The organism is Kitasatospora nipponensis (assembly GCF_039528135.1).
Classification (GTDB): domain Bacteria; phylum Actinomycetota; class Actinomycetes; order Streptomycetales; family Streptomycetaceae; genus Kitasatospora; species Kitasatospora nipponensis.
This window is the reverse complement of the sequence record NZ_BAAALF010000149.1, coordinates 1-20,710: the sequence shown is the minus strand read 5'-3', so window position 1 is coordinate 20,710 and position 20,710 is coordinate 1. Positions and strand designations below refer to the sequence as shown.

Sequence of the window (20,710 nt, the reverse complement as noted above, 5' to 3'; positions counted from 1 at the left end):
TCCCTAAGCCCGCGTGGCCCCCGACTCCCCCCCCAGGAGGTCGGGCGGCTGCGGGCCACCGCCGCCCGCGAGGCGGTCCGCCGCGCCGCCGGGGCACCGCCCGAGCCCGCCCGCACCGATCCCGCCGGCCCCGAGTCCGCGGGCCCCGTGTCCAGGCCCGCCGAACCCACCCGCGCCGAAGCCGGCCGGGCGGCCGGCCGGCCACCGCCCGACCTGGTGGTCCTCGCCCCGCGGGACGGCAGCGGCGCCTTCGCCGGTGACGCCGTCGAGGCCGTCCACCTGATGCGGGCCGGGATCGCGCACCTCTACGTCGGGGTGGTCGAGCACCTGGGGGTCGTCGGCCCGCTGGTGCTGCCGGGCGCCTCCGCCTGCGGCGGCTGCGTGGCCCTGACCCGCACCGACCAGGACGCCGCCTGGCCGCGGCTGCTGGCCCAGCTCGCCGCCGAGGGGCCGGCCCGCCCGCGCGAACCGGCCTGCGACGGCGCGGTCGCCTCCGCGGTGGCCGACGCCGCCGCCCTGCACGCGCTGCTGCTGCTCGGCGGCGTGCGGCCGCCGAGCGTGGACGGCTGGTGCGAGGTCTCGGCGGCCGACGGCATGGTCCGGCGGCTGCGGCTGCCCCCGCACACCGAGTGCGGCTGCTTCTGGCGGTGAGCGACCCAGCGCCCGGGCCGGCGCCCGGGCCGGCGCCCTCGCCCGCGGCCCGGCCGGCGCCCGCGGCGGGGGCCGGCAAGCGCCGGGCCGCCCCCCGGGGCCCGACCGCACAATGGCCTAGTGACCGCCGTCCCAGCCACCGCAGCCGCGGTGCCTGCCGGCACATGTTCGATTGGGAGGCCCGGGTGAGCGATCTTCCGCGCAAGGCAGTGACCCGCACGGCAAGGCTCGCCGCCCTGCCGTTGGGGATAGCGGGGCGAGCCACCCTGGGCCTGGGCAAGCGGATCGGCGGGCGGTCCGCCGAGGCGGTCACCGCCGAGCTCCAGCAGGCCACCGCCGACCAGCTCTTCAAGGTCCTCGGTGAGCTCAAGGGCGGCGCGATGAAGTTCGGGCAGGTGCTCTCGGTCTTCGAGGCGGCGCTGCCCGAGGAGGTGGCCGGCCCCTACCGGGCCGCCCTGACGAAGCTTCAGGACGCCGCGCCGCCGATGCCCGCCGCGAGCGTGCACACCGCGCTGGCCCAGCGGCTCGGCAAGGACTGGCGCGCCAACTTCCGCAGCTTCGAGGACCGGCCGGCCGCCGCCGCCTCGATCGGGCAGGTGCACCGCGCGGTCTGGCAGGACGGCCGCTCGGTGGCGGTGAAGGTCCAGTACCCGGGCGCGGGCGAGGCGTTGCTCTCCGACCTGGGCCAACTGAGCCGGGTGGCCTGGCTGGTCGGCCCGCTGATCCCGGGGCTGGACATCAAGCCGCTGATCACCGAGCTGCGCAGCCGGGTCTCCGAGGAGCTGGACTACGCCCTGGAGGCGCAGGCCCAGCGGGTGCACGCCGAGGAGTTCCTGACGGACCCGGACATCACGGTGCCGGCCGTGGTGGCCCAGGGCGACCAGGTGCTGGTGACCGAGTGGCTGGACGGCACGCCGCTGGCCGAGGTGATCGCCCGGGGCAGCCAGGTCGAGCGCGACCGGGCCGGGCACCTGCTGGCCCGCTTCCTGTTCGCCGGCCCGGCCCGGACCGGCCTGCTGCACGCCGACCCGCACCCCGGCAACTTCCGGCTGCTCAAGGACGACGGGCCGGCGCAGGGCTGGCGCCTGGGCGTGCTCGACTTCGGCACGGTCGACCGGCTGCCGGGCGGGCTGCCCGCGCCGATCGGCGACTCGCTGCGGATGGCGCTGGCCGGTGACGCCGTCGGCGTGCTGGAGATGCTGCGCGGTGAGGGCTTCGTGAAGCCCTCGATCGAGCTCGATCCGGACGCGGTGCTCGACTACCTGCTCCCGATGATCGAGCCGGCCGCGGTGGACGAGTTCCACTTCACCCGCAGCTGGATGCGCTCCCAGGCCGCGCGGATCGCCGACCCGCGCTCCCCCGCCTACAACCTGGGCAAGCAGCTCAACCTGCCGCCGGACTACCTGCTGATCCACCGGGTCACCCTGAGCACCATCGGCGTGCTCTGCCAACTCGGCGCCCAGGCCCCGTTCCGGGCCGAGATGCGCGACTGGCTGCCCGGCTTCGCCGAGGCGAGCGGCCGCAGCGCGGGCAACGGCAGCGGCAACGGCACAGCTGGTGGCAAGACCGCCGGCAAGACCGCGAGCAAGACCGCGAGCAAGACCAAGGGCGAGAGCGCGTAAGGACGCCACCGCTCGCCACGGCGACCGCGAGAAACGACTGTGCCCGGCTCCCCGCAGTGCGGGGGCCGGGCACAGTCGTCTGACGGGCCGTCCGGAGCGTGCGCCGGGAGTTCGGGGAGGTCCCGGGGCACTGCCGGTTGATACCGGGTCAGCGGGTCGAACAGGTCAGCGCGGGTGGGCGCCGACCGGGGTGTGGCACTCGGCGCGGCCGGGCCGGCCGATCACCGCACGGGTCACATGACCGCGACGGCGAGCGCCTTGCGGGCGCGCATCGAGGCGCGCTCGGCCCTGCGCCGCAGTCGGCCCACGCGCACCGCGCTCAGCACGAGTTGTTGGTGCTCGGCCTCCTGGAGGCGTTCTTGCATATGGGCACGGGCCAGGTTTTCTTGCAGGAGATGCATCTCAAGGGTCCTGTTCTGGATCTGGAGTTCGGTGGACTGCTCAGCACGGGCGCCGGGCCCTGCGGTGATGATCGACATGTGGTGGTCCTGCTCGTGGTGCGTCGTCGGGTAGGGGTGCTGGACCGCTGCGTCGGCCTGGGCAAGGGCGATGCGAACGGAGTGGCGCAGTGCGCCGTCCGCCGGGGGGCATTCCCGGGGGACTCGGGCTGCTCGGGCCACGGGGTTCACGCTGCGACCTCGGTCTTGCGCGGACGGCCACGCGGCCGCTTCCGAGCCACCACGACACCCTGCACGAAGAGCTCGCCGCCCCAGACGCCCCACGGCTCGCGGCGGTCGAGGGCGCCGGCGAGGCAGGCCTCCTTGACCGGGCAGGTGCCGCAGAGGGACTTTGCGTACTCGACGTCCGCGGGGGTCTCGGCGAAGAAGACCTCCGGGTCGAAGGCACGGCACGGGATGGGGGCGCCAAGCGTCTCGGCGTCGTCAAGAGCGGTGATCTGCATGAGGGAACCTTCCGGGGGAGGGAACTGGGCGGGCTCGGCCGTGGTCGGCGTTGTCTGCGGTACGGACGGGAGGGGCGGTGTGATGACCGTGGACACTGTGGGCGTCTTCCTCGTCTGGAGTTCTGGATCCGATCCAGCCGACTGGTGGGCTGGACCGGAGGCCCCGAGGGGCCTGGTGGCTGTCGTACCGGACAAAACAAGAGGGCCGCGGATCCCGGTGTACGGGTTCCGCGGCCCTGGAAAGGTGCCGACCTGAGCGTGCCTCAGGTTCGTTCTCTCCAGGGTTCAGGCCCGCGGAAGGCCCTGATCCGGACGGCCTCGGCGCCCGTAAAGGCGGCCTTGGCCTGGCTGATCTGCTGCTTCTCCTGCTCCGTGTCGGCTCCGGCACCGGCCGCCAGCAGATAGGCGCCATGCTTGGCCGCCGCTTCCACTGCCTTGGGTGCCTTGGTCGGTCGTCCGGCGCGCATCACACGCACCGAGTCGACGTCGGCCTCGAGCCAACCGATGGACAGACCCGTCTCGACGGACGCTCCCGGGATGCAGGCCATGAGGACACTGCTGCGCAGGGCTCCGTTGGCACCATTGGCGCCAGGGGCACTGACACGGGTGGCGTCGAGACCCAGACCACCGAGGACACCGGTCAGCGAGACTCCGCCCGCGGGGAGACCCGCAGGGGAGAGACGCAGGGAAGCGGCAACGACGGTCTGGCCAGTCAGCTGGGTGTTCTTGTTCGTGGTCTTCACTTCGTCGCCTCCTCTCGGCGTCTCGCGGTGCCCGGTCGCCCGGGCTCCGATGTTCGGATGTGGTGGGTCCAGCAGCCCCGCCGCCGGACGGATCATGACGATCCGGGCCTTGAGCAGGGGGAACAGCAGAATCAGAAGTACAGCGAATCATGCGATCGAGCGCAGGGGAAGGCCTGATCAGGAGAGAACCCGATCGGCTCGCGGCCACATCCCCTTGACCGCTCCGGCAGGCTATTGCGCTTCATGCACAGCGCGCAAACTATTTTTCCGGCGAGTTTCGGGAGCCCGCACCGCGACGCCCTACGCAGGGTCGTCAGCGGCCTCGGCCGGGAGGTCGTCGGCCTCGACGGCCTGGTCCTCCTCGGGTTCTTCCCCCGCGCACAACGACAGCACGGCGGCCCCGTACTTGTCCAGCTTCATGGCACCGACGCCGGAGATCAGCGAGAGCTCCCCGGTGCTGGCCGGGACGTCCTCGGCGATCGCCATCAGGGTCGCGTCGGTGAAGACCACGTAGGCCGGCGCGCCCTGTTTCTTGGCCTGCCGGGCCCGCCACTCGCGCAGCCGCTCGTAGAGGCCCTCGTCCATCGAGGAGGGGCAGCCCTCGCACCGGCGCAGCTTGCGCTCCACCGCCTCGGTCAGGGTCCGGTCGCAGACCCGGCACTTGACCGGACCGCGCGGCGCGCGACGCCCTGCCGAGCGCTCGCCGCCGCCCTCCACGCCCCCGCGCCCGCCGCCCGCGCCACCGCGCGAGCCGCTGCCGGAGGAACCCGGGCGCAACCCGTCCAGGAAGCGGCTGGGTTTGCGGCTCGCGCGCCCGCCGGGGGAACGCGACAGCGCCCAGGAGAGCGAGAGGTGCACCCGCGCGCGGGTGACGCCGACGTAGAGCAGGCGGCGCTCCTCCTCCAACTGCTCGTCGGTCTTGGCGTAGATGATCGGCAGGGTGCCCTCGCTGAGCCCGACCAGGAAGACCGCGTCCCACTCCAGGCCCTTGGCGGCGTGCAGCGAGGCCAGCGTGACGCCCTCCACCGCCGGCGCGTGCTGGGCGGCGGCCCGACCGTCCAGTTCGGCCACGTAGGCCGCCAGGTCGGTCTCCTCACCGGCCGCGCGGCGGCCGGCCTCGAACTCCTCGGCCAGCCGGACCAGCGCGGCCAGCGACTCCCAGCGCTCGCGCACCGCGCCGGAGCCGGCCGGCGCGGTCGGCGTGAAGCCCCGGGTGGCCAGCACCGCGCGGACCTGGGAGGCCAGGTCCGGGGCGTCGGCGGTGAGCGGGTCGCTGGCGGCCCGGGCCGCGCCGCGCAGCAGCAGCCCGGCCTCGCGCACCTCGGGCCGCTCGAAGAACCGCTCGGCGCCCTTGAGCTGGTAGGAGATGCCGAGGTCGGCGAGCGCCTGCTCGTAGACCTCGGACTGCCCGTTGGTGCGGAACAGCACGGCGATCTCGCTGGCCCGGCAGCCGCCGTTGCCCGGGCCGCGGTCGAGCAGTTCCTTGATCCGGTGCGCGGTGGTCTCGGCCTCGGTGGGCTCGTCCGGGTACTCGGCGTAGAGCGGCTCGGGGCCGGCCTCGCGCTGCGAGACGAGTTCGAGGCGGTGCCGGGCGGCCTCGCCGCGGGCCTGCCCGAGCAGCCCGTTGGCCAGGTGCACCACCTGCGGGGTGGAGCGGTAGTCGCGCACCAGCTTCACCACGGTGGCCCCGGGGTGCTTGGTCCGGAAGTTCAGCAGGTAGTCGGGGGTCGCCCCGGTGAAGGAGTAGATGGTCTGGCTGGCGTCGCCGACCACGCACAGCCCGGCGTCCTCGCCGCCGCCGGTCCACTGGTCGAGCAGCCGCTGCTGCAGCGGGGAGACGTCCTGGTACTCGTCGACGGTGAAGTGCCGGTACTGGCCGCGCACCCGCTCGGCGATCTCCGGGCGGTCCTCCAGGATCGCGGCGGTGAGCAGCAGCACGTCCTCGAAGTCGATGACGTTGCGGTCGCGCTTGGTCTGCTCGTAGGTGGCGTAGACCCGGGCGATCTCGGCGGGGTCGCGCGGGGCGTCGCGGCCCGCCTTGAGCACCGCCACCGGGTAGTCGTCGGGCACGATCTGGGTGACCTTGGCCCACTCGATCTCGCTGGTGAGGTCGCGCAGTTCGGTGCGCTGCACGCGCAGCCCGGTGCGGCCGGCGGCCTCCGCCACCAGCTGCACCTTGCGCTCCAGCAGTCGGGGCACCTCGCCGCCGACCGCGCGCGGCCAGAAGTACTGGAGCTGGCGCAGCGCCGCGGAGTGGAAGGTGCGGGCCTGCACCCCCTCGGCACCGAGCTGGCGCAGCCGCCCGCGCATCTCGCCGGCGGCGCGCGCGGTGAAGGTGACCGCGAGCACCTGCTGCGGCTGGAAGACGCCGCTGCGCACCCCGTAGGCGATCCGGTGGGTGATCGCCCGGGTCTTGCCGGTGCCGGCGCCGGCCAGCACGCAGACCGGCCCGTGCAGGGCGGTGGCGACGGCCCGCTGCTCGGGATCGAGGCCGGCCAGCACCGCGTCCGCGTCCCCGGGCCGGCCGCCGTAGCCGGCCGCGCCGTCGAAGCCACCCATGGTCAAGAACTCTTCCTGCATGGGCTCCATCCTCTCAGCCCGCCGGGTGGAATCTCCCGGTTCGGACATCCTGGCAGGTACCGCCGACAGACGGCCGCGCGCTGTCCACAGGCCCGGTACGATCTTCGGCCCGTTGAGCCGCTCGCCGAGCCGGCCGCTCAGCCGCCCGCTCAGTCGCCCGCCCGGGCGCAGGAATGCGGCGCCCGGTCCCGTACGTTGTCGTGCGCGGCACACACGCCCGACCACCGTTCCCCGGCGAAGGAGTCCTTTCGATGTCCGGCAGCGTCACGATGTACAGCACGACCTGGTGCGGCTACTGCCAGCGGCTGAAGAGCCAGCTGGACCGCGAGGGGATCGGCTACACCGAGATCAACATCGAGCAGGACCCGGAGTCGGCGGCCTTCGTCGAGAAGGCGAACAACGGCAACCAGACCGTGCCGACCGTGCTCGTGGTGCCCACCGGCGGCGGCGAGCCGGTCACCATGACCAACCCGAGCCTGCGCCAGGTCCAGGCCGCGCTGGCCGGCTGAGCCCCACCGGCGGGGGCCCGGCCGGACACCCTCCGGCCGGGCCCCGACCCCGGGCCTGCGCCCGGGCCGCCGGCGCCCGTCAGGTGACCGGCCGCGCGGACAGCTCACCCAGGGCGTAGACCAGCCGGCAGCGGTCCGCCGAGTACCGGGTCTCGATCACCCGCACCGGTCCGCGCCGGTCGTAGCTGACCCGGGTCTGCACCAGCAGCGGCACGCCCGGGCCGCCCTGGAACCACTGCGCCTCCTCGGGGCCCGGCATCCGGGAGACCAGCTGGTCGACGGCGCCGACCTCGGCCCGGCCGAGCTCCGCCAGCACCGCCTCGTCCCCGCCCGGCACCGGGTCGGGCTCCATCAGCGCGGTGCCGGCCGCGACCCCGGCCCGGTAGTGGCTCTCCTCGATCGAGTACGGCTCGCGGTCCATCAGCCGCAGCTGGCGGCGGACCACCACCGCCTCCCCCGGCCGCAGCCCCAGCCACTCGGCGACGTCCACCCGGGCCCGCACGATCAGCATCTCGAACTCGGCACTGAGCACCCGGCCGGCCGCCGAGGCCTCCTCGGCGTACGTCGTACTGGGGGCGGCCAGCGCGGTCGTCGCCTCGCGCTGGGCCGGCAGCACCGCGCCCGCCGGCAGCGGGCCGAAGGCGCAGTGGTCCAGCACCGGGTGCTCGCGCAGGAAGGTGCCCTTGCCCTGCAGGCGCACCAGCCGGCCCTCGTTGACCAGGACGTCGACGGCCAGGCGCACCGTGTTGCGGGCCACCCCGTACTGCTGCTCCAGTTCGGACTCCACCGGCAGGGCGACCTCGCCGCGCCATTCGCCGGCCGCGATCCGCCGGCGCAGGTCGGCCGCCAGCCGCTGGTACTTGGGAGACGGAACGCTACCGCTGGAGATGGTCACCCTGGAAATGTAGCGATTCGGGTGACGCCGCTTCAGCCCGACCGGCCAATAGTGGCCAAGGCCGGGGAATACCGGATTGAACGGCCCGGCAACCCGACCGTCGGCGATCGGTTCGGACCCATTCATGATCGGTCGGGATTTCCACGATCATGGCGTTGAGCTGCGGGAACACCGACCCGGGCGGGCGCGCCGGCCGATCCGGAGCGCGAACCCGCGAGTGCAGCAGAGAGGGGGGCGTGTATTGATCGACACACGCCCCCCGACTATTTCCCGAACCGGTGATCGGCGACCGGATCGGTGACCGGATCAGCGCCCCGGATGAGCGACTACCAGCGCACCGCGGCCGGCATCGGCTCGCCGTACCAGAGTTCGATCAGATGGCGGGCGATCGAGATCCCCGAGGGCGGCACGATCTCGCCCGAGGCCATCGCGGCCCGCAGGTCCTCGCGGGAGAACCAGCGCGCCTCGGCGAGCTCCTCGCCGTCCACGGTGATCTCCGCGCCGCCGGGCGCCACCTTGCCGACGAAGCCCAGCATCAGGCTGGCCGGGAACGGCCACGGCTGGCTGGCCACGTACGCCACCTCGCCGACCCGCACCCCGGCCTCCTCGAAGACCTCCCGGGCCACCGCCTGCTCGATCGACTCCCCCGGCTCCACGAACCCGGCCAGGGTGGACCAGCGGCCCTCCGGCCAGAGCGCCTGGCGGCCCAGCAGGCAGCGGTCCTGCTCGTCGGTGATCACCATGATCACGGCCGGGTCGGTGCGCGGGTAGTGCTCCGCCGCGCAGGAGGTGCAGCGGCGCAGGTGCCCGGCGCCGGCCTTCTCGGTCGGGTGCCCGCAGCGCGAGCAGAAGCTGTGCAGCCGGTGCCAGTGCTCCAGCGCCACCGCGTGCACCAGCAGGCCCGCCTGGCGGTCGGAGAGGGTGGCGCCCACCTCGCGCAGCCCGGCCGGCCGGGCGTCGCCGTCCAGTCGCCCGGGCAGCGTCTCGCCGGCCAGCGCGAAGTACGAGACGCCGTCCTCGTCGGTGCCCAGGAAGTAGCGGTCACCGTTGGCCGGTGCCTCGAAGGACGGCAGCAGGACCAGTTCGGTGCCGTTGTCGGTGTCCACCACGAAGGCCTCGCCGCCGGAGATCGGCAGGACCTTGGTGCTGGGGTGGCTCCAGGCGGCGGCCAGCCACGGCTCGTCCAGCCGGTGCTGGGCCGCCCGGTCCACGGCCGCCCTGGCGAGCGCGAGCTGCAACGGCCGTTCGGTGTCAGGCATGGTGCTCATGATGGTCCGTCCCCGTTCCCAGGTGTCGTCGGCGGTCACAGGCCGACGCGGTCAGTGGCCCGCGGCGGGGGCCGCCGCCGGCCGGAAGTTCTCTGCCAGCTCGCCCCAGAGGTAGGCGGCGGTCTCCACGCCCTTGCGCAGCAGGTCCAGCTCGACCTTCTCGTTGACGGAGTGCCAGCCGTCCGAGGGCACCGAGATGCCGAGGAAGAGCACCGGGGCGCCGAGCACGTCCTGCAGGTCGGCGGCGGGTCCCGAACCACCCTCACGGGTGAAGAGGATCTCCTGCTCGAAGGCCCGGCCCATCGCCCGCACCGTGGACTCCAGGGCCGGGTGGTCCAGCGGCGTCAGGCAGGGACGGACCCCGCCGCGGAAGTCGATCTCGTGCCGGATGCCGGCCGGCAGCCGCTCGGCCACCCAGCTCCGGAAGGCCTCCTCGACCCGCTCGACGTCCTGGCCCGCGACCAGCCGGAAGGAGAGCTTGAGGTGGGCCTGGGCCGGCACGATGGTCTTGAAGCCCGGCCCGGTGTAGCCGCCCCAGATGCCGTTGACCTCGGCGGTGGGCCGCGCCCAGACGCGCTCCAGGGTGGAGAAGCCCTCCTCGCCCTCGGTGCCGTGCGACTTCGCGGTGCGCAGCCAGGCCTCCTGGTCGAAGGGCAGCTTGGCGAAGAGCTCGCGCTCACGGTCCGTCAGCTCGACCACGCCGTCGTAGAAACCGGGCACCGCGACCCGGCGCCGCTCGTCGTGCAGCGCGGCGACCAGTTCGGCCGCGGCGGTGGCCGGGTTGGGCACCGCGCCGCCGAACGAGCCGGAGTGGATGTCGCTGTCGGGACCGTAGAGGTCGATCTGGCAGTCCGCCTTGCCGCGCATCCCGGTGCAGACGGTCGGGGTGCCCTCGCCCCACATCCCGGTGTCCGAGACGTACACCAGGTCGGCGGCCAGCCGGGCCGCCTCGCGCCGGATCAGCGCCCCGAAGTTCGGCGAGCCGGACTCCTCCTCGCCCTCGATCAGCAGCTTGAGGTTGACGGCGGGCGCGGTGCGGCCGGTGGCGTGCAGGTGCGCGCGCAGCCCCAGGGTGTGGAAGAAGACCTGGCCCTTGTCGTCGGCCGCCCCGCGGGCGTGCAGCCGGTTGCCGATGGTGACCGGGGTGAACGGCTCGGTGTCCCAGCCGTCGGCCAGGGCGGCCGGCTGCACGTCGTGGTGGCCGTAGACCAGCACCGTGGGCGCCCCGGCGTCCCCCGAGGGCCACTCGGCGAAGACCGCCGGCAGGCCGTCCGACTCCCACACCTCGGCCACCGGGAAGCCGGTCTCGCGCAGCTTGGCGGCCAGCCACTCGGCCGAGCGCCGGACGTCCTGGGCGCGGTCGGGATCGGCCGAGATCGAGGGGATGCGGAGCCAGTCGGCCAGATCGGCGAGGAAGCCGGCCTCCTGCTCGTCGATGAAGGAACGGACGACGCTGTCCGGGGTTTTCGTCATACGGACGACTTTAGTTCTCCGGCACGGCCGCGCGCCGACTGAGGAGAACCGCCGGACCGCTCCCCCCACCGCTCGGCCAGATCCCCCGCAAGGAGCCATCGATGAACAGCCGGCTGAACAGCCGCCCGACCAACGACCTCGGCTGGATGCTCGACGACGTCCTGCTGGTGCCCGGGGCCCGGCACGCGATCCTGCTCTCCGCGGACGGCCTGCTGCGCGCCCACTCGGCCGGCATCGGCCGCGACGAGGCCGACCGGCAGGCCGCCGCGCTCGCCGGGCTCCAGTCGATCAGCCGCAGCACCGCGGGCTTCTGCGGCCCCGAGCCGACGCCCTGGCGGCAGACCCTGATCGAGTTCGTCGGCGGCTACGTCTTCCTGGTCGCGGCCGGCCCCGGCGCCTACCTGGCGGTGTCGGCCGGCGAGGACGTGGACATGGAGGCGGTGAGCTACCGGATGCAGAAGCTGGTCGACCGGCTCGGCAAGGAGCTCAGCGCCCCGCCCCGCCAGGGCCCGCCCCAGCAGGCCGCGGCCGCCCGGGCCGTGCCCCCGGCGAGCGGGTCGCGCGAATCGGCACCGCAGCCCCCGGTGTCCCCGAGCGACCTGGGCGCCCTGCGGTGAGCGGCCCGCGGCGCGAGAAGGGGCTGGTGCGCCCGTACGTGGTGACCGGCGGGCGCTTCGAGCCCACCCGCAACACCTTCGACCTGGTCACCCTGGTCAGCGCCGCGTCCGGCCGGCCGGTGGCGCAGCTGAGCCCCGAGAAGCGCCGGCTGGTGGAGCTCTGCACCCGCGGCGCGCTCTCGCTGGCCGAGGTCGCCGCGCACCTGCGGCTGCCGGTGAGCGTCACCAAGGTCCTGCTGGGCGACCTGGTGGACAGCGGCCACATCCTCACCAGGGCCGCCGTCCCCCGGGCCCAACTGCCGGACTCCCAGCTGCTGCTGGAGGTGCTCGATGGCCTTCGCTCCCGACTCTGAGGCGCCACCGGTCGCCTACCTCGGCGAGGACGTGCAGACCGCCGTCAAGCTGCTCATCACCGGTCACTTCGCGGTCGGCAAGACCACGTTCGTCGGCGCCCTCTCCGAGATCGAGCCGCTGCGCACCGAGGAGCCGATGACCCAGGCCAGCGTCCTGGTGGACGACCTGACCGGGGTGCCGGAGAAGGGGACCACCACGGTCGCCATGGACTTCGGGCGCCTCACGCTCAGCCGCAGCCTGGTGCTCTATCTCTTCGGCGCGCCCGGCCAGGAGCGCTTCACCCCGCTCTGGCGGGACATGACCCTCGGCGCGCTCGGCGCCCTGGTGCTCACCGACACCCGGCGCCTGGAGCACTCCTTCCCGGTGATGGACCTGCTGGAGGAACACGGGCTGCCGTACGCGGTCGCGGTCAACCGCTTCGACGGCGCACCGGAGTTCGCCGAGGCCGAGCTGCGCGAGGCGCTCGACCTGCTGCCCGGCACCCCGCTGGTGACCTGCGACGCCCGCGACCGGGAGTCGGCCACCCGGGCGCTGATCGCCCTCGTCCAGTACCTGCTCGAACAGAACGACCTCGACCTCGACGGCGACCCCGAGCACGAGGACGCCGACAGCTCCGGCGCCTTCGGGGACCGTCACCCCGACCGCACCGATCTGGAGCCTGCGTGAACTCCCAGTCGCCACCGCCCGGCTGCCCGGCACACCAGCAGCAGGACGGCGGATTCCCGCTGCACGGAGCGGAGTTCGCCGCCGACCCGGCGGCCGTCTACCGCACCCTGCGCGACCGCGGCCCGGTGGTGCCGGTCGAGCTCCACCCGGGCGCGCAGGCACACCTGGTGCTCTCCTACGAGGCGGCGCTGGAGGTGCTGCGCAACCCGCAGACCTACCGCAAGGACGCCCGCCGCTGGCGCGCACTGAGCCAGGGCCGGGTCACCCCGGACAACCCGGCCGTGCCGATGATGGCCTACCGCCCCAACTGCCTCTTCGCGGACGGCGAGGCGCACGCCCGGCTGCGCGGCGCGGTGGACGACAGCCTGGAGCGGATCGACCCGAACGCGCTGCGCGGCTACGTGGAGCGCAGCGCCGACCTGCTGATCGACGCCTTCGCCGGCCGCGGCGAGGCCGACCTGGTGGCCGACTACGCCAGGCCGCTGCCCTTGCTGATCCTCAATCAGCTCTTCGGCTGCCCCGCCGAGTTGGGTGACCGGCTGGTCAGCGGGATGGCCGGCATCTTCGAGGGGGTGGACGCCGAGCGGGCGAACGCCGAACTGACCGCCGCCCTGCTGGAGTTGGTGGCACTCAAGCGGGCCGCCCCGGACGCCGACATGACCAGCTGGCTGATGGCCCACCCGGCGGCGCTGGACGACGAGGAGATGCTGCACCAACTGGTGGTCCTGATGGGCGCGGGCACCGAGCCGCAGCTCAACCTGATCAGCAACACGCTGCGGCTGCTGCTCTCCGACGAGCGCTTCGCCGGCGATCTGGCGGGCGGCAGCCTGCCGGTCGAGGACGCGCTGGACGAGGTGCTCTGGACCGACCCGCCGATGGCCAACTACGGGATCCACTACCCGGTCCGGGACGTGGAGCTGGGCGGCGTGCTGCTGCCCGAGGGCGATCCGGTGGTGATCGGCTTCGCCGCGGCCAACACCGACCCGGCGCTGGCCGGCCGGGCCCGCTCCGGCAACCGGGCCCACCTGGCGTGGAGCGCGGGCCCGCACGCCTGCCCCGCGCAGGGACCGGCCCGGCTGATCGCCTCGGTCGCCGTGGAGAAGCTGCTCGACCGCCTGCCCGACCTCGAACTCTCCGTCAAGCCGGATGAGTTGCTCTGGCGCCCGGGTCCCTTCCACCGCGCGCTGGCCGCCCTGCCGGTGCACTACCCGCCGGCCGCGACGCCCACCGCGCAGGCTGCCACCCCGGCCGCCGCGCCGCCTGACGCCGCGCCCGACACCGCCGCTCCCGACACCGCCCCTGGAGGCCGTACATGGAACCCGACCGCTGCCCCTACCGCATCGACCCGACCGGCGGCGACATCCACGGCGAGGCCCGGCGGATCCACCAGGACGGGCCGGTGGCCCGGGTGGAGCTCCCTGGCGGCGTGGTGGCGTGGTCGATAGGCAGCCAGCAGCTGGTCAAGCAGCTGCTCGCCGACCCGCGCGTCTCCAAGAACGCCCGCCGGCACTGGACCGCCTTCGTCAACGGTGAGGTGCCCGCCGACTGGCCGCTGACCATCTGGGTCGCGGTCGACAACATGTTCACCGCCTACGGCGCCGACCACCGCCGGCTGCGGCGGCTGGTGGCCGGCGCGTTCACCACCCGGCGCAGCGAGGCGCTGCGGCCGCGGATCGAGCAGATCACCGCCGGACTGCTGGAGACCCTGGCCGCCACCCCCGCCGGTACGGCCGCCGACCTGCGCGAGGGCTACGCCTACCCGATCCCGATCCAGGTGATCTGCGAGCTCTTCGGCGTCCCCGAGCACCTGCACCCGGGCCTGAAGACCTGCGTGGACGGCTTCTTCGACACCACCATCTCCCCCGAGGCCGCGCACGCCAACGTGCTGGAGGTGTACCGGCTGCTGGGCGAACTGGCCGCGCTCAAGCGCAAGGAGCCGGGCGACGACCTGACCAGCATGCTGATCGCGGCCCGCGACGACGAGGAGGACGGCGACGGCAGCACGCTCACCGAGCAGGAGCTGCTGGACACCCTGCTGCTGGTGATCAGCGCGGGGCACGAGACCACCGTCAACCTGCTCGACAACGCGATCCACCTGCTGCTCACCCACCCCGAGCAGCTGGCCCTGGTCCGCTCCGGGCAGGCCTCCTGGAACGACGTGATCGAGGAGGCGCTGCGGGTGCAGGCGCCGGTGGCCAACCTGCCGCTGCGCTACGCGGTGGAGGACATCCAGGTGGGCGAGGTGCTGATCCGCCAGGGCGAGGCGATCCTGGCCGGCTACGCCTCCGCCGGACGCGACGAGGCCGTGCACGGCGCCGACGCGGACGTCTTCGACCTGACCCGCGCCGCCAAGGACCACGTCTCCTTCGGCCACGGCGCGCACTTCTGCCTGGGCGCGCCGCTGGCCCGCCTGGAGGCGGCGGTGGCGCTGCCGGCGCTCTTCGAGCGGTTCCCGCGGATGGCGTTGACCGGCGAGGAGCTGCCCCCGGTGGAGTCCTTCATCTCCAACGGCCACCGCCGGCTGCCGGTGGTCCTGGAGCCGGCCGCGAACTGAGCCGCCCCGCGCACCGACCCACCCCGCGCACGCCCACCGGCCCGCCGGACGACACCCCGGCGGGCCGCGACAACGGTCAGAACGCCTAGCGCAGCCCGTGCTCGCCCAGCGGGCCGACCTTCAGCCCCTGCTCCGCGCAGTGCTCCAGCAGCCGCGGCAGCGCGCCGAGCGCCGAGCGCCAGGCGCCGGGGGCGGAGGTCACGTCGGAGTCGTGCAGCAGCACGGTGCCGCCGGCCAACGGGGCCCGGGTCAGGGTGCGCATGACCGAGTCGGGGGTGGCGCGGGCGGTCCAGTCCTGGCCCCAGTGCGTCCAGAGCACCGGCTTCAGGCCGTTCTCGCGCGCCGCGTAGAGCGCGGAGGCGCTGAGCACCCCGTACGGCGGTCGGTAGTAGCGCGGCTCGCGGCCGGTCACCTCGGCGACTAGGTCGCGGGCCCGGGCGACGTCGTCGCGCGTCTGGCGCGGCGAGCGGATCAGCAGCGGCTTGTGCGCCCAGCCGTGCACCGCCACCTCGTGGCCGGCGGCGACCAGTTCGCGGCCCAGCTCGGGGGCGCGCACCAGCATCCGGCCCAGCAGGAAGAAGGTGGCCCTGGTCCCGGTCCTGGCCAGCTCCGCCAGGAAGAGCGGGGTGGAGGCCGGGTCGGGGCCGTCGTCGAAGGTCAGCGCGACGTGCCCGGGGTCGCCCGGGCCGCTCAGCCGCGGGGCGAGCAGCGGGCGGACCGGGCCCAGCGAGGTCAGGGCGGGCAGGCTGTGCGCGAGCGCCAGGCCGCCGGCGGTGAGCGCGAGCGCGCGGGTGGGTCCCCTCACGAGGCGGCCTCCAGGATCGGTTCGATGCTGCCGCCGGCCAGGGCGACCACGGCGTGTTCGGCGCCGGCGGCGGTCCGCGGCGCCGTACCCGGACCCGCGGCCGGGTCGCTGCCCAGTGCCTGGGCCAGCTCCGGCCCGAGCCGCTGCTCGTCGCGTATCCAGACCGCCATGCCCGCCTCGTCCAGCGCGGCCGCGTTGGTCACCCCGTGGCCCGGCAGGCAACGGTAGCTGACCACCGGCAGGCCGCTGGCCATGGCCTCCAGCGAGGTGAGGCCGCCGGCGTTCTGCACCACCACGTCGCAGGCCCGCAGCAGGGCCGGCATGTCGTCCACCCAGCCCAGCGCCACGCCGGTGCCGGCGGCCTCCAGCCGCTCGCGCAGGCCCTCGTTGTGGCCGCAGACGGTGACCGGCACGGCCAGGCCGGTGGCGGCTATCTCCCGGGCCGTCAGCTCGACCTCGCCGACCCCCCAGGAGCCGGCGGTGACCAGGGCGATCGGCCGGTCGCCCGGCAGCCCGAAGCGGGCCCGCTCGCGCTGCCGCTCGGCGGCCGAGCGCACCGGACGGCAGTCGGGGCCGACCAGCGGCGCGCAGATCTCGACGTTCCGCGCGCCGTGCCCGCTCGCCTGGGCGGCGGCCACCGGGTGCAGCGCGAGGTGCAGGTCGACGCCCTCGGCGATCCACAGCGGGTGGACCGACATGTCGGTCAGGAAGGTGGCCACCGGTGCGTGCAGGGCGCCGCGCCGGCGCAGCCGGCCCAGGGCCTGGCTGGCCAGCGGGTAGGTGGAGACCACCGCGCCGACCTCCGGACCCACCAGGGCCTGGGTGCGGCGGGCCCCGGCGGCCGCGAAGAGCGCTCCCACCAGGGCGGCCGACACGCGGTGCTTCTCCAGCCCCCGCAGCAGCCAGCCCCAGGCCCACGGCGCGACCTTCAGCTCCAGCGCGTAGCTGCCGCGCAGCAGGCGCCCGCACCCGCGCGGCAGCAGGTCGAGGAAGTCGTGGCACTCGGCCTCGACCCCGACCGCCTCCAGGCGGCGTACCAGTTCACGGGCGGCGCCGTCGTGCCCCGCCCCCACGCTGGCGGACACGACGGTGATCCGGCGCGGCAGTCTCGACCGCATCAGGCTCCTTCCAGGGTGGGTCACGGCCCTCCGCCGACGGCGGTGCCGCGCCCACGACTTCACTGCGTCGGGCGGTTGTGCCGGGACCACCGGGGAGCCGGCCGCCCGTGACGCGGGATCGGGCCCGCACCGGTTGGCGCGTACGCGGGCGAGGTGCCGGCCGGCGCCCGAAGGCCCGCCCCGCACCGCCCCACGGCTGGCAACCCCCGTCCGCCGGTCCGATCGATCCCACCGGAGCCGGCTGCACCGCCCCCGTCGAACCCGGCCTCCGGGCCGGTCAGGCACGTGACGGTAGGGTGCCCAGCCGGAGTCCATGTGGCGACTGGCCGGACACCAGGTGTCCGATCATCGACGGCTCGGCCAACTCCCGTTCAACCCCCTGGAGATGGCAGGCCCCCCACGGGCCGTTCCCCCTGCGGGTCGCGCTGCGGATCCCACTGCCCTGTGCACTGCTGCGCCCAGCATGGTTCGCCGTTGCTGAAGACCAGCTGAAGCCAGCTGAAGAGGTCTTCAGCAAACGCTCGGCCCCGCCTGGGATCCTGTTGGCATGCGCGTACTGGTGGTGGAGGACGAGCGGCGGCTGGCCGCGGCACTGCAGCGGGGTCTGCAGGCCGAAGGCATGACCGTCGACCTGGCCCACGACGGCCCGCAGGGGCTGTGGCTGGCCGGCGAGCACGACTACGACGTGATCGTGCTCGACATCATGCTGCCCGGGGTCAACGGCTACCGGGTCTGCGCCCGCCTGCGGGCGGCCGGCAACGAGGCGGGCATCCTGATGCTCACCGCGAAGGACGGCGAGTACGACGAGGCCGAGGCGCTGGACACCGGCGCCGACGACTTCCTCTCCAAGCCCTTCTCGTACGTGGTCCTGGTGGCCCGGCTGCGGGCGCTGGCCCGGCGCACCGGGCGCCGGCGCCCCGAGGTGCTGGCCTTCGGCGACCTGGTGCTCGACCCGGCCCGGCACAGCTGCACCCGGGGCGGGGCGCCGATCCGGCTGACCGCGCGGGAGTTCGCGGTGCTGGAGTACCTGGCCCGGCGGGCCGGCGAGGTGGTGCCCAAGCGGGAGATCCTCGAACAGGTCTGGGACTCGGCCTTCGAGGGGGATCCGAACGTGGTCGAGGTGCACATCAGCGCGGTGCGGCGCAAGATCGACGCGCCCTTCGGGCGGGCGTCGCTGGAGACCATCCGGGGCGCCGGCTACCGGCTGGCGGCCGACGGTGGGTAGCCGGCCGCCGGTGACCCGCAGCGTGGTCCCGCGGGCGCGCCGTGCCCCGACCCAGGCCGCCGCGCCCCACCTCGCCGTCCCGAACCCCGCCGAACCCGAGCCCGCACCCGATGCCGTCACCGATCCCGCGGCCGCGCCCGATCCCGACGGCGCCGACCACCCGGCCGACCTGCCCGGTGACCTGCCGGCCGACCGGCCCGCCGACCGGCCGTCCGGCGAGCTCGGCGCCCGGCGCGGCCTGCGCCGGCTGCGGCCGATGACCGTACGGGCCCGCGCCACGCTGGGCGCCAGCGCCGTGGTGGCCGTCGCGCTGGCGATCGCCGCGCTCGCCCTGCTCGGGCTGCTGGACGCCAACCTGCTGCACAACGCGGAGAGCGACGCGGAGGCCCAGGCCGCGGTGGTGGCGCAGCTCGCGATCGCCGACAAGCTCAGCCCGCAGCTGCCGACCACCGACGGCGCCGACTTCCTCCAGGTGGTCAACGCCGAGGGGCGGGTACTGACCTCGAGCCAGAACCTGAGCGGCCGCCCGGCGATCTCCGCCCAGCGCCCCAGCGTGCCCGGCACCGTGCTCAGCACCTGGGACATCGGACCGCTGGGCCAGGAGCACCGCCAGCGGGTCGTGCAGGTCACCACCAACACCGAGAGCGGCCTGGTCACCGTCTACGCCGGCACCTCGCTGCGCGACGTCGACGCCGCCGACGCCACCACCTCGATGGCGCTGGCGATCGGGATGCCGCTGCTGCTGCTCACGGTGGCCGGCGTCACCTGGTGGGTGACCGGCCGGGCACTGCGCCCGGTGGAGGCGATCCGCGCCGAGGTCGCCGGGATCAGCGACCGCGAGCTGCACCGCCGCGTCCCGGTGCCGCAGACGCACGACGAGATCGCCCGGCTGGCGGTCACCATGAACGCCACCCTGGACCGGTTGGAGTCCTCCGGCCGGCGCCAGCGCCAGTTCATCGCCGACGCCTCGCACGAGCTGCGCAGCCCGATCACCGTCCTGCGCACCCAGCTGGAGGTGGCGCTGGCGGTCGCCGACCCGGCCCTGCAGCCCGAGCTGATCGGCGGCGCGCTGGAGGACACCGCCCGCCTGCAGCAACTCGCCGCCGACCTGCTGCTGCTGGCCCGCCTCGACGCCGCCGAGCCGGTGCCCAGCGCGACCGTCGACCTCACCGCCCTGGTCCGCAAGGCGGTGGCGGCCCGGCGCGGTGACCGGCTGCCGGTGCGGGCCGAGCTGGCGGCGCCGGTCGAGGTGGCCGGCAGCAGCCTGTGGCTGACCCGGATCGTGACGAACCTGCTGGACAACGCGCAGCGCTTCGCCGACCAGCAGGTCACGGTACGGCTGCGGACCGAGGCGCGGCAGGGGCTGGCGGTGCTGGAGATCACCGACGACGGCCCCGGGATACCGGCGGCCGACCGCGAGCGGATCTTCGAACGGTTCACCCGGCTCGACGACTCCCGCAGCCGCGACCACGGCGGGGCCGGCCTGGGCCTGCCGATCGCCCGCGACCTGGCCGCCCACCACGGTGGCACGCTGACCGCCGAGGAGGCCGAGGACGGCGCCCGGCTGGTGGTCCGCCTGCCCCTGGCCGCACCGTCCGAGGAGCCGCCGGCCTGAGGCGCGCCGCCCCGGGCGCCCGCGACCCTCGTACCGCCGTCCCCGTACCACCATCCCCCGTACCACCACCCACTTTTCGCCACCGGACCACCCGGTCCCGTCGACCGGCTAGGGTCGCTCCGGCAGCGGGGGCGGAAAGTCCGTCGATCGCGCCGGCGGATTTCTGTTATCGCCGTGGCCGGTGCGGGTCTCCCAAGGTGGACAGGTCAGCTGACGGACAAGGTGGACTCGGGTGGACACGGACAGGTACCCCAGCGCGGTGGCCAGGGCACGGGCCGGCGACCGGGACGCCCGGTGCGAGTTGATCGCCGGCCACCTCCCGCTGGTCTACAACATCGTGGGCCGCGCGCTGAACGGCCACCCGGACACCGACGACGTGGTCCAGGAGACCATGCTGCGCGCGGTCGACGGCCTGCCCGCCCTGCGCGACCCGGCCGCCTTCCGCTCCTGGCTGGTGGCCATAGCGATGAACCAGGTGCGCCACCGCCACCGTGCGCAGAGCTGCGTCCCGGCCGGCGACGCGCTCGACGAGGCGCGCGAACTGCCCGACCCCGGATCCGACTTCGTCAACCTGACGATCGTCCGGCTGGGGTTGTCGGGGCAGCGCCGCGAGGTCGCCGAGGCGACCCGCTGGCTGGACGGCGAGGACCGCGAGCTGCTCGCGCTCTGGTGGCTGGAGGCGGCCGGCGAGCTGACCCGCCCGGAGCTGGCGGCCTCCCTGGAGCTGACGCCGCAGCACGCGGCGGTCCGGGTGCAGCGGGTGAAGGAGCGCCTGGACATCGCCCGGGTGGTGGTGCGGGCGCTGGTCGCCTCGCCGTCCTGCCCGGAGCTGGCCGCGGTGACCGCCTCCTGGGACGGGCAGCCGGGCGCGCTGTGGCGCAAGCGGATGGCCCGTCACGCGCGCGGGTGTGCCGACTGCCACGGCCGGGCCCGCGGCCTGGTGCCGGCCGAGGGTCTGCTGGCCGGGCTCGCCCTGCTGCCGCTGCCCCGAGCGCTGCGGCAGGCACCGTCCCTGGCCGGCTACCCGACCGCTCACCCCACCGGCGCCGCCACCACGTCCGGTGCCGGACGCGGCGGGCACGGTCCCGCCCCGGCCGCCCCGCCGCGGCCCGCC

18 protein-coding genes and 2 pseudogenes are annotated in these 20,710 nt (G+C 74.6%); 11 read left to right on the top strand and 9 right to left on the bottom strand.

The window, feature by feature from the left end:
• Positions 1–651 (top strand): annotated as a pseudogene (locus ABD323_RS30120) (hypothetical protein); the annotation flags it as partial.
• A gap of 185 nt (positions 652–836) precedes the next feature.
• On the top strand, positions 837–2,273 hold the full coding sequence (locus ABD323_RS30115) for an ABC1 kinase family protein (protein WP_344445175.1): 1,437 nt from the start codon (positions 837–839) through the stop codon (positions 2,271–2,273).
• Between the two features lie 233 nt (positions 2,274–2,506).
• On the opposite strand, the gene ABD323_RS30110 is transcribed toward ABD323_RS30115, so the two are convergent.
• The 4 genes from ABD323_RS30110 to ABD323_RS30095 form a co-directional block, all read right to left on the bottom strand.
• On the bottom strand, positions 2,507–2,752 hold the full coding sequence (locus ABD323_RS30110; protein WP_344445174.1) for a hypothetical protein: 246 nt from the start codon (positions 2,750–2,752) through the stop codon (positions 2,507–2,509).
• Positions 2,753–2,898: 146 nt separating this feature from the next.
• Positions 2,899–3,258: a WhiB family transcriptional regulator gene (locus ABD323_RS30105; RefSeq protein WP_344445179.1), complete on the bottom strand. Its 360-nt coding sequence runs from the start codon at positions 3,256–3,258 to the stop codon at positions 2,899–2,901.
• Positions 3,259–3,437: 179 nt separating this feature from the next.
• Entirely contained in the window at positions 3,438–3,917 is a 480-nt protein-coding gene (locus tag ABD323_RS30100) for a hypothetical protein (protein WP_344445173.1), read from the bottom strand.
• Positions 3,918–4,217: 300 nt separating this feature from the next.
• Positions 4,218–6,497 carry an ATP-dependent DNA helicase UvrD2 gene (locus ABD323_RS30095; protein WP_425556206.1) on the bottom strand — a complete coding sequence of 760 codons (2,280 nt, stop codon included), beginning with the start codon at positions 6,495–6,497 and terminating at the stop codon, positions 4,218–4,220.
• Positions 6,498–6,748: 251 nt separating this feature from the next.
• Between ABD323_RS30095 and ABD323_RS30090 the strand changes: the two genes are divergently transcribed.
• Complete coding sequence (locus tag ABD323_RS30090) at positions 6,749–7,006, top strand: mycoredoxin (protein WP_344445172.1); 258 nt, start codon at positions 6,749–6,751, stop codon at positions 7,004–7,006.
• A 79-nt stretch (positions 7,007–7,085) separates the two neighbouring features.
• On the opposite strand, the gene ABD323_RS30085 is transcribed toward ABD323_RS30090, so the two are convergent.
• The 3 genes from ABD323_RS30085 to ABD323_RS30075 form a co-directional block, all read right to left on the bottom strand.
• Complete coding sequence (locus ABD323_RS30085; protein WP_344445171.1) at positions 7,086–7,901, bottom strand: GntR family transcriptional regulator; 816 nt, start codon at positions 7,899–7,901, stop codon at positions 7,086–7,088.
• Between the two features lie 326 nt (positions 7,902–8,227).
• A complete protein-coding gene (gene nudC / locus ABD323_RS30080; RefSeq protein WP_344445170.1) occupies positions 8,228–9,169 on the bottom strand; it encodes an NAD(+) diphosphatase in 942 nt (313 codons plus the stop codon).
• 51 nt (positions 9,170–9,220) lie between these two features.
• Entirely contained in the window at positions 9,221–10,642 is a 1,422-nt protein-coding gene (locus ABD323_RS30075; protein ID WP_344445169.1) for a dipeptidase, read from the bottom strand.
• 101 nt (positions 10,643–10,743) lie between these two features.
• Between ABD323_RS30075 and ABD323_RS30070 the strand changes: the two are divergent.
• The 5 genes and pseudogenes from ABD323_RS30070 to ABD323_RS30050 form a co-directional block, all read left to right on the top strand.
• Positions 10,744–11,151 (top strand): annotated as a pseudogene (locus ABD323_RS30070) (roadblock/LC7 domain-containing protein); the annotation flags it as partial.
• A 104-nt stretch (positions 11,152–11,255) separates the two neighbouring features.
• A complete protein-coding gene (locus tag ABD323_RS30065; protein WP_344445168.1) occupies positions 11,256–11,612 on the top strand; it encodes a DUF742 domain-containing protein in 357 nt (118 codons plus the stop codon).
• Positions 11,590–12,279 (top strand): GTP-binding protein, encoded by a 690-nt coding sequence (locus ABD323_RS30060; protein ID WP_344445167.1) that lies wholly within the window; start codon positions 11,590–11,592, stop codon positions 12,277–12,279. The genes ABD323_RS30065 and ABD323_RS30060 overlap by 23 nt, the downstream gene beginning before the upstream one ends.
• Positions 12,276–13,724, top strand: a complete 1,449-nt coding sequence (locus tag ABD323_RS30055) for a cytochrome P450 (RefSeq protein ID WP_344445166.1) — start codon at positions 12,276–12,278, stop codon at positions 13,722–13,724. The genes ABD323_RS30060 and ABD323_RS30055 overlap by 4 nt, the downstream gene beginning before the upstream one ends.
• On the top strand, positions 13,706–14,833 hold the full coding sequence (locus ABD323_RS30050; RefSeq protein WP_344445177.1) for a cytochrome P450 family protein: 1,128 nt from the start codon (positions 13,706–13,708) through the stop codon (positions 14,831–14,833). The genes ABD323_RS30055 and ABD323_RS30050 overlap by 19 nt, the downstream gene beginning before the upstream one ends.
• An 85-nt stretch (positions 14,834–14,918) precedes the next feature.
• Here the strand turns inward: ABD323_RS30050 and ABD323_RS30045 are convergent, their stop codons facing one another.
• The gene (locus ABD323_RS30045) at positions 14,919–15,638 is read right to left on the bottom strand and encodes a polysaccharide deacetylase family protein (RefSeq protein ID WP_344445165.1); all 720 of its coding nucleotides are present in this window, start codon (positions 15,636–15,638) and stop codon (positions 14,919–14,921) included.
• The gene (locus tag ABD323_RS30040; RefSeq protein WP_344445164.1) at positions 15,635–16,756 is read right to left on the bottom strand and encodes an MGDG synthase family glycosyltransferase; all 1,122 of its coding nucleotides are present in this window, start codon (positions 16,754–16,756) and stop codon (positions 15,635–15,637) included. Before ABD323_RS30040 ends, ABD323_RS30045 begins: the two co-directional genes overlap by 4 nt.
• Positions 16,757–17,303: 547 nt before the next feature.
• On the opposite strand from ABD323_RS30040, the gene ABD323_RS30035 reads away from it, so the two are divergent.
• The 3 genes from ABD323_RS30035 to ABD323_RS30025 form a co-directional block, all read left to right on the top strand.
• Positions 17,304–17,981 carry a response regulator transcription factor gene (locus ABD323_RS30035; RefSeq protein WP_344445163.1) on the top strand — a complete coding sequence of 226 codons (678 nt, stop codon included), beginning with the start codon at positions 17,304–17,306 and terminating at the stop codon, positions 17,979–17,981.
• A gap of 256 nt (positions 17,982–18,237) precedes the next feature.
• Positions 18,238–19,596 (top strand): sensor histidine kinase, encoded by a 1,359-nt coding sequence (locus ABD323_RS30030; protein WP_344445176.1) that lies wholly within the window; start codon positions 18,238–18,240, stop codon positions 19,594–19,596.
• A 232-nt stretch (positions 19,597–19,828) separates the two neighbouring features.
• The coding region (locus ABD323_RS30025) for a sigma-70 family RNA polymerase sigma factor (RefSeq protein WP_344445162.1) at positions 19,829–20,710 on the top strand (882 nt) is incomplete at its 3' end.

What these genes read in the sequence shown, in the direction of transcription:
- ABD323_RS30110 (WP_344445174.1), bottom strand. Translation starts at nt 2,752, where the DNA reads ATGTCGATCATCACCGCAGGGCCCGGCGCCCGTGCTGAGCAGTCCACC.
- ABD323_RS30095 (WP_425556206.1), bottom strand. Translation starts at nt 6,497, where the DNA reads ATGCAGGAAGAGTTCTTGACCATGGGTGGCTTCGACGGCGCGGCCGGC.
- ABD323_RS30090 (WP_344445172.1), top strand. Translation starts at nt 6,749, where the DNA reads ATGTCCGGCAGCGTCACGATGTACAGCACGACCTGGTGCGGCTACTGC.
- nudC (WP_344445170.1), bottom strand. Translation starts at nt 9,169, where the DNA reads ATGAGCACCATGCCTGACACCGAACGGCCGTTGCAGCTCGCGCTCGCC.
- ABD323_RS30075 (WP_344445169.1), bottom strand. Translation starts at nt 10,642, where the DNA reads ATGACGAAAACCCCGGACAGCGTCGTCCGTTCCTTCATCGACGAGCAG.
- ABD323_RS30060 (WP_344445167.1), top strand. Translation starts at nt 11,590, where the DNA reads ATGGCCTTCGCTCCCGACTCTGAGGCGCCACCGGTCGCCTACCTCGGC.
- ABD323_RS30040 (WP_344445164.1), bottom strand. Translation starts at nt 16,756, where the DNA reads ATGCGGTCGAGACTGCCGCGCCGGATCACCGTCGTGTCCGCCAGCGTG.
- ABD323_RS30035 (WP_344445163.1), top strand. Translation starts at nt 17,304, where the DNA reads ATGCGCGTACTGGTGGTGGAGGACGAGCGGCGGCTGGCCGCGGCACTG.
- ABD323_RS30030 (WP_344445176.1), top strand. Translation starts at nt 18,238, where the DNA reads ATGACCGTACGGGCCCGCGCCACGCTGGGCGCCAGCGCCGTGGTGGCC.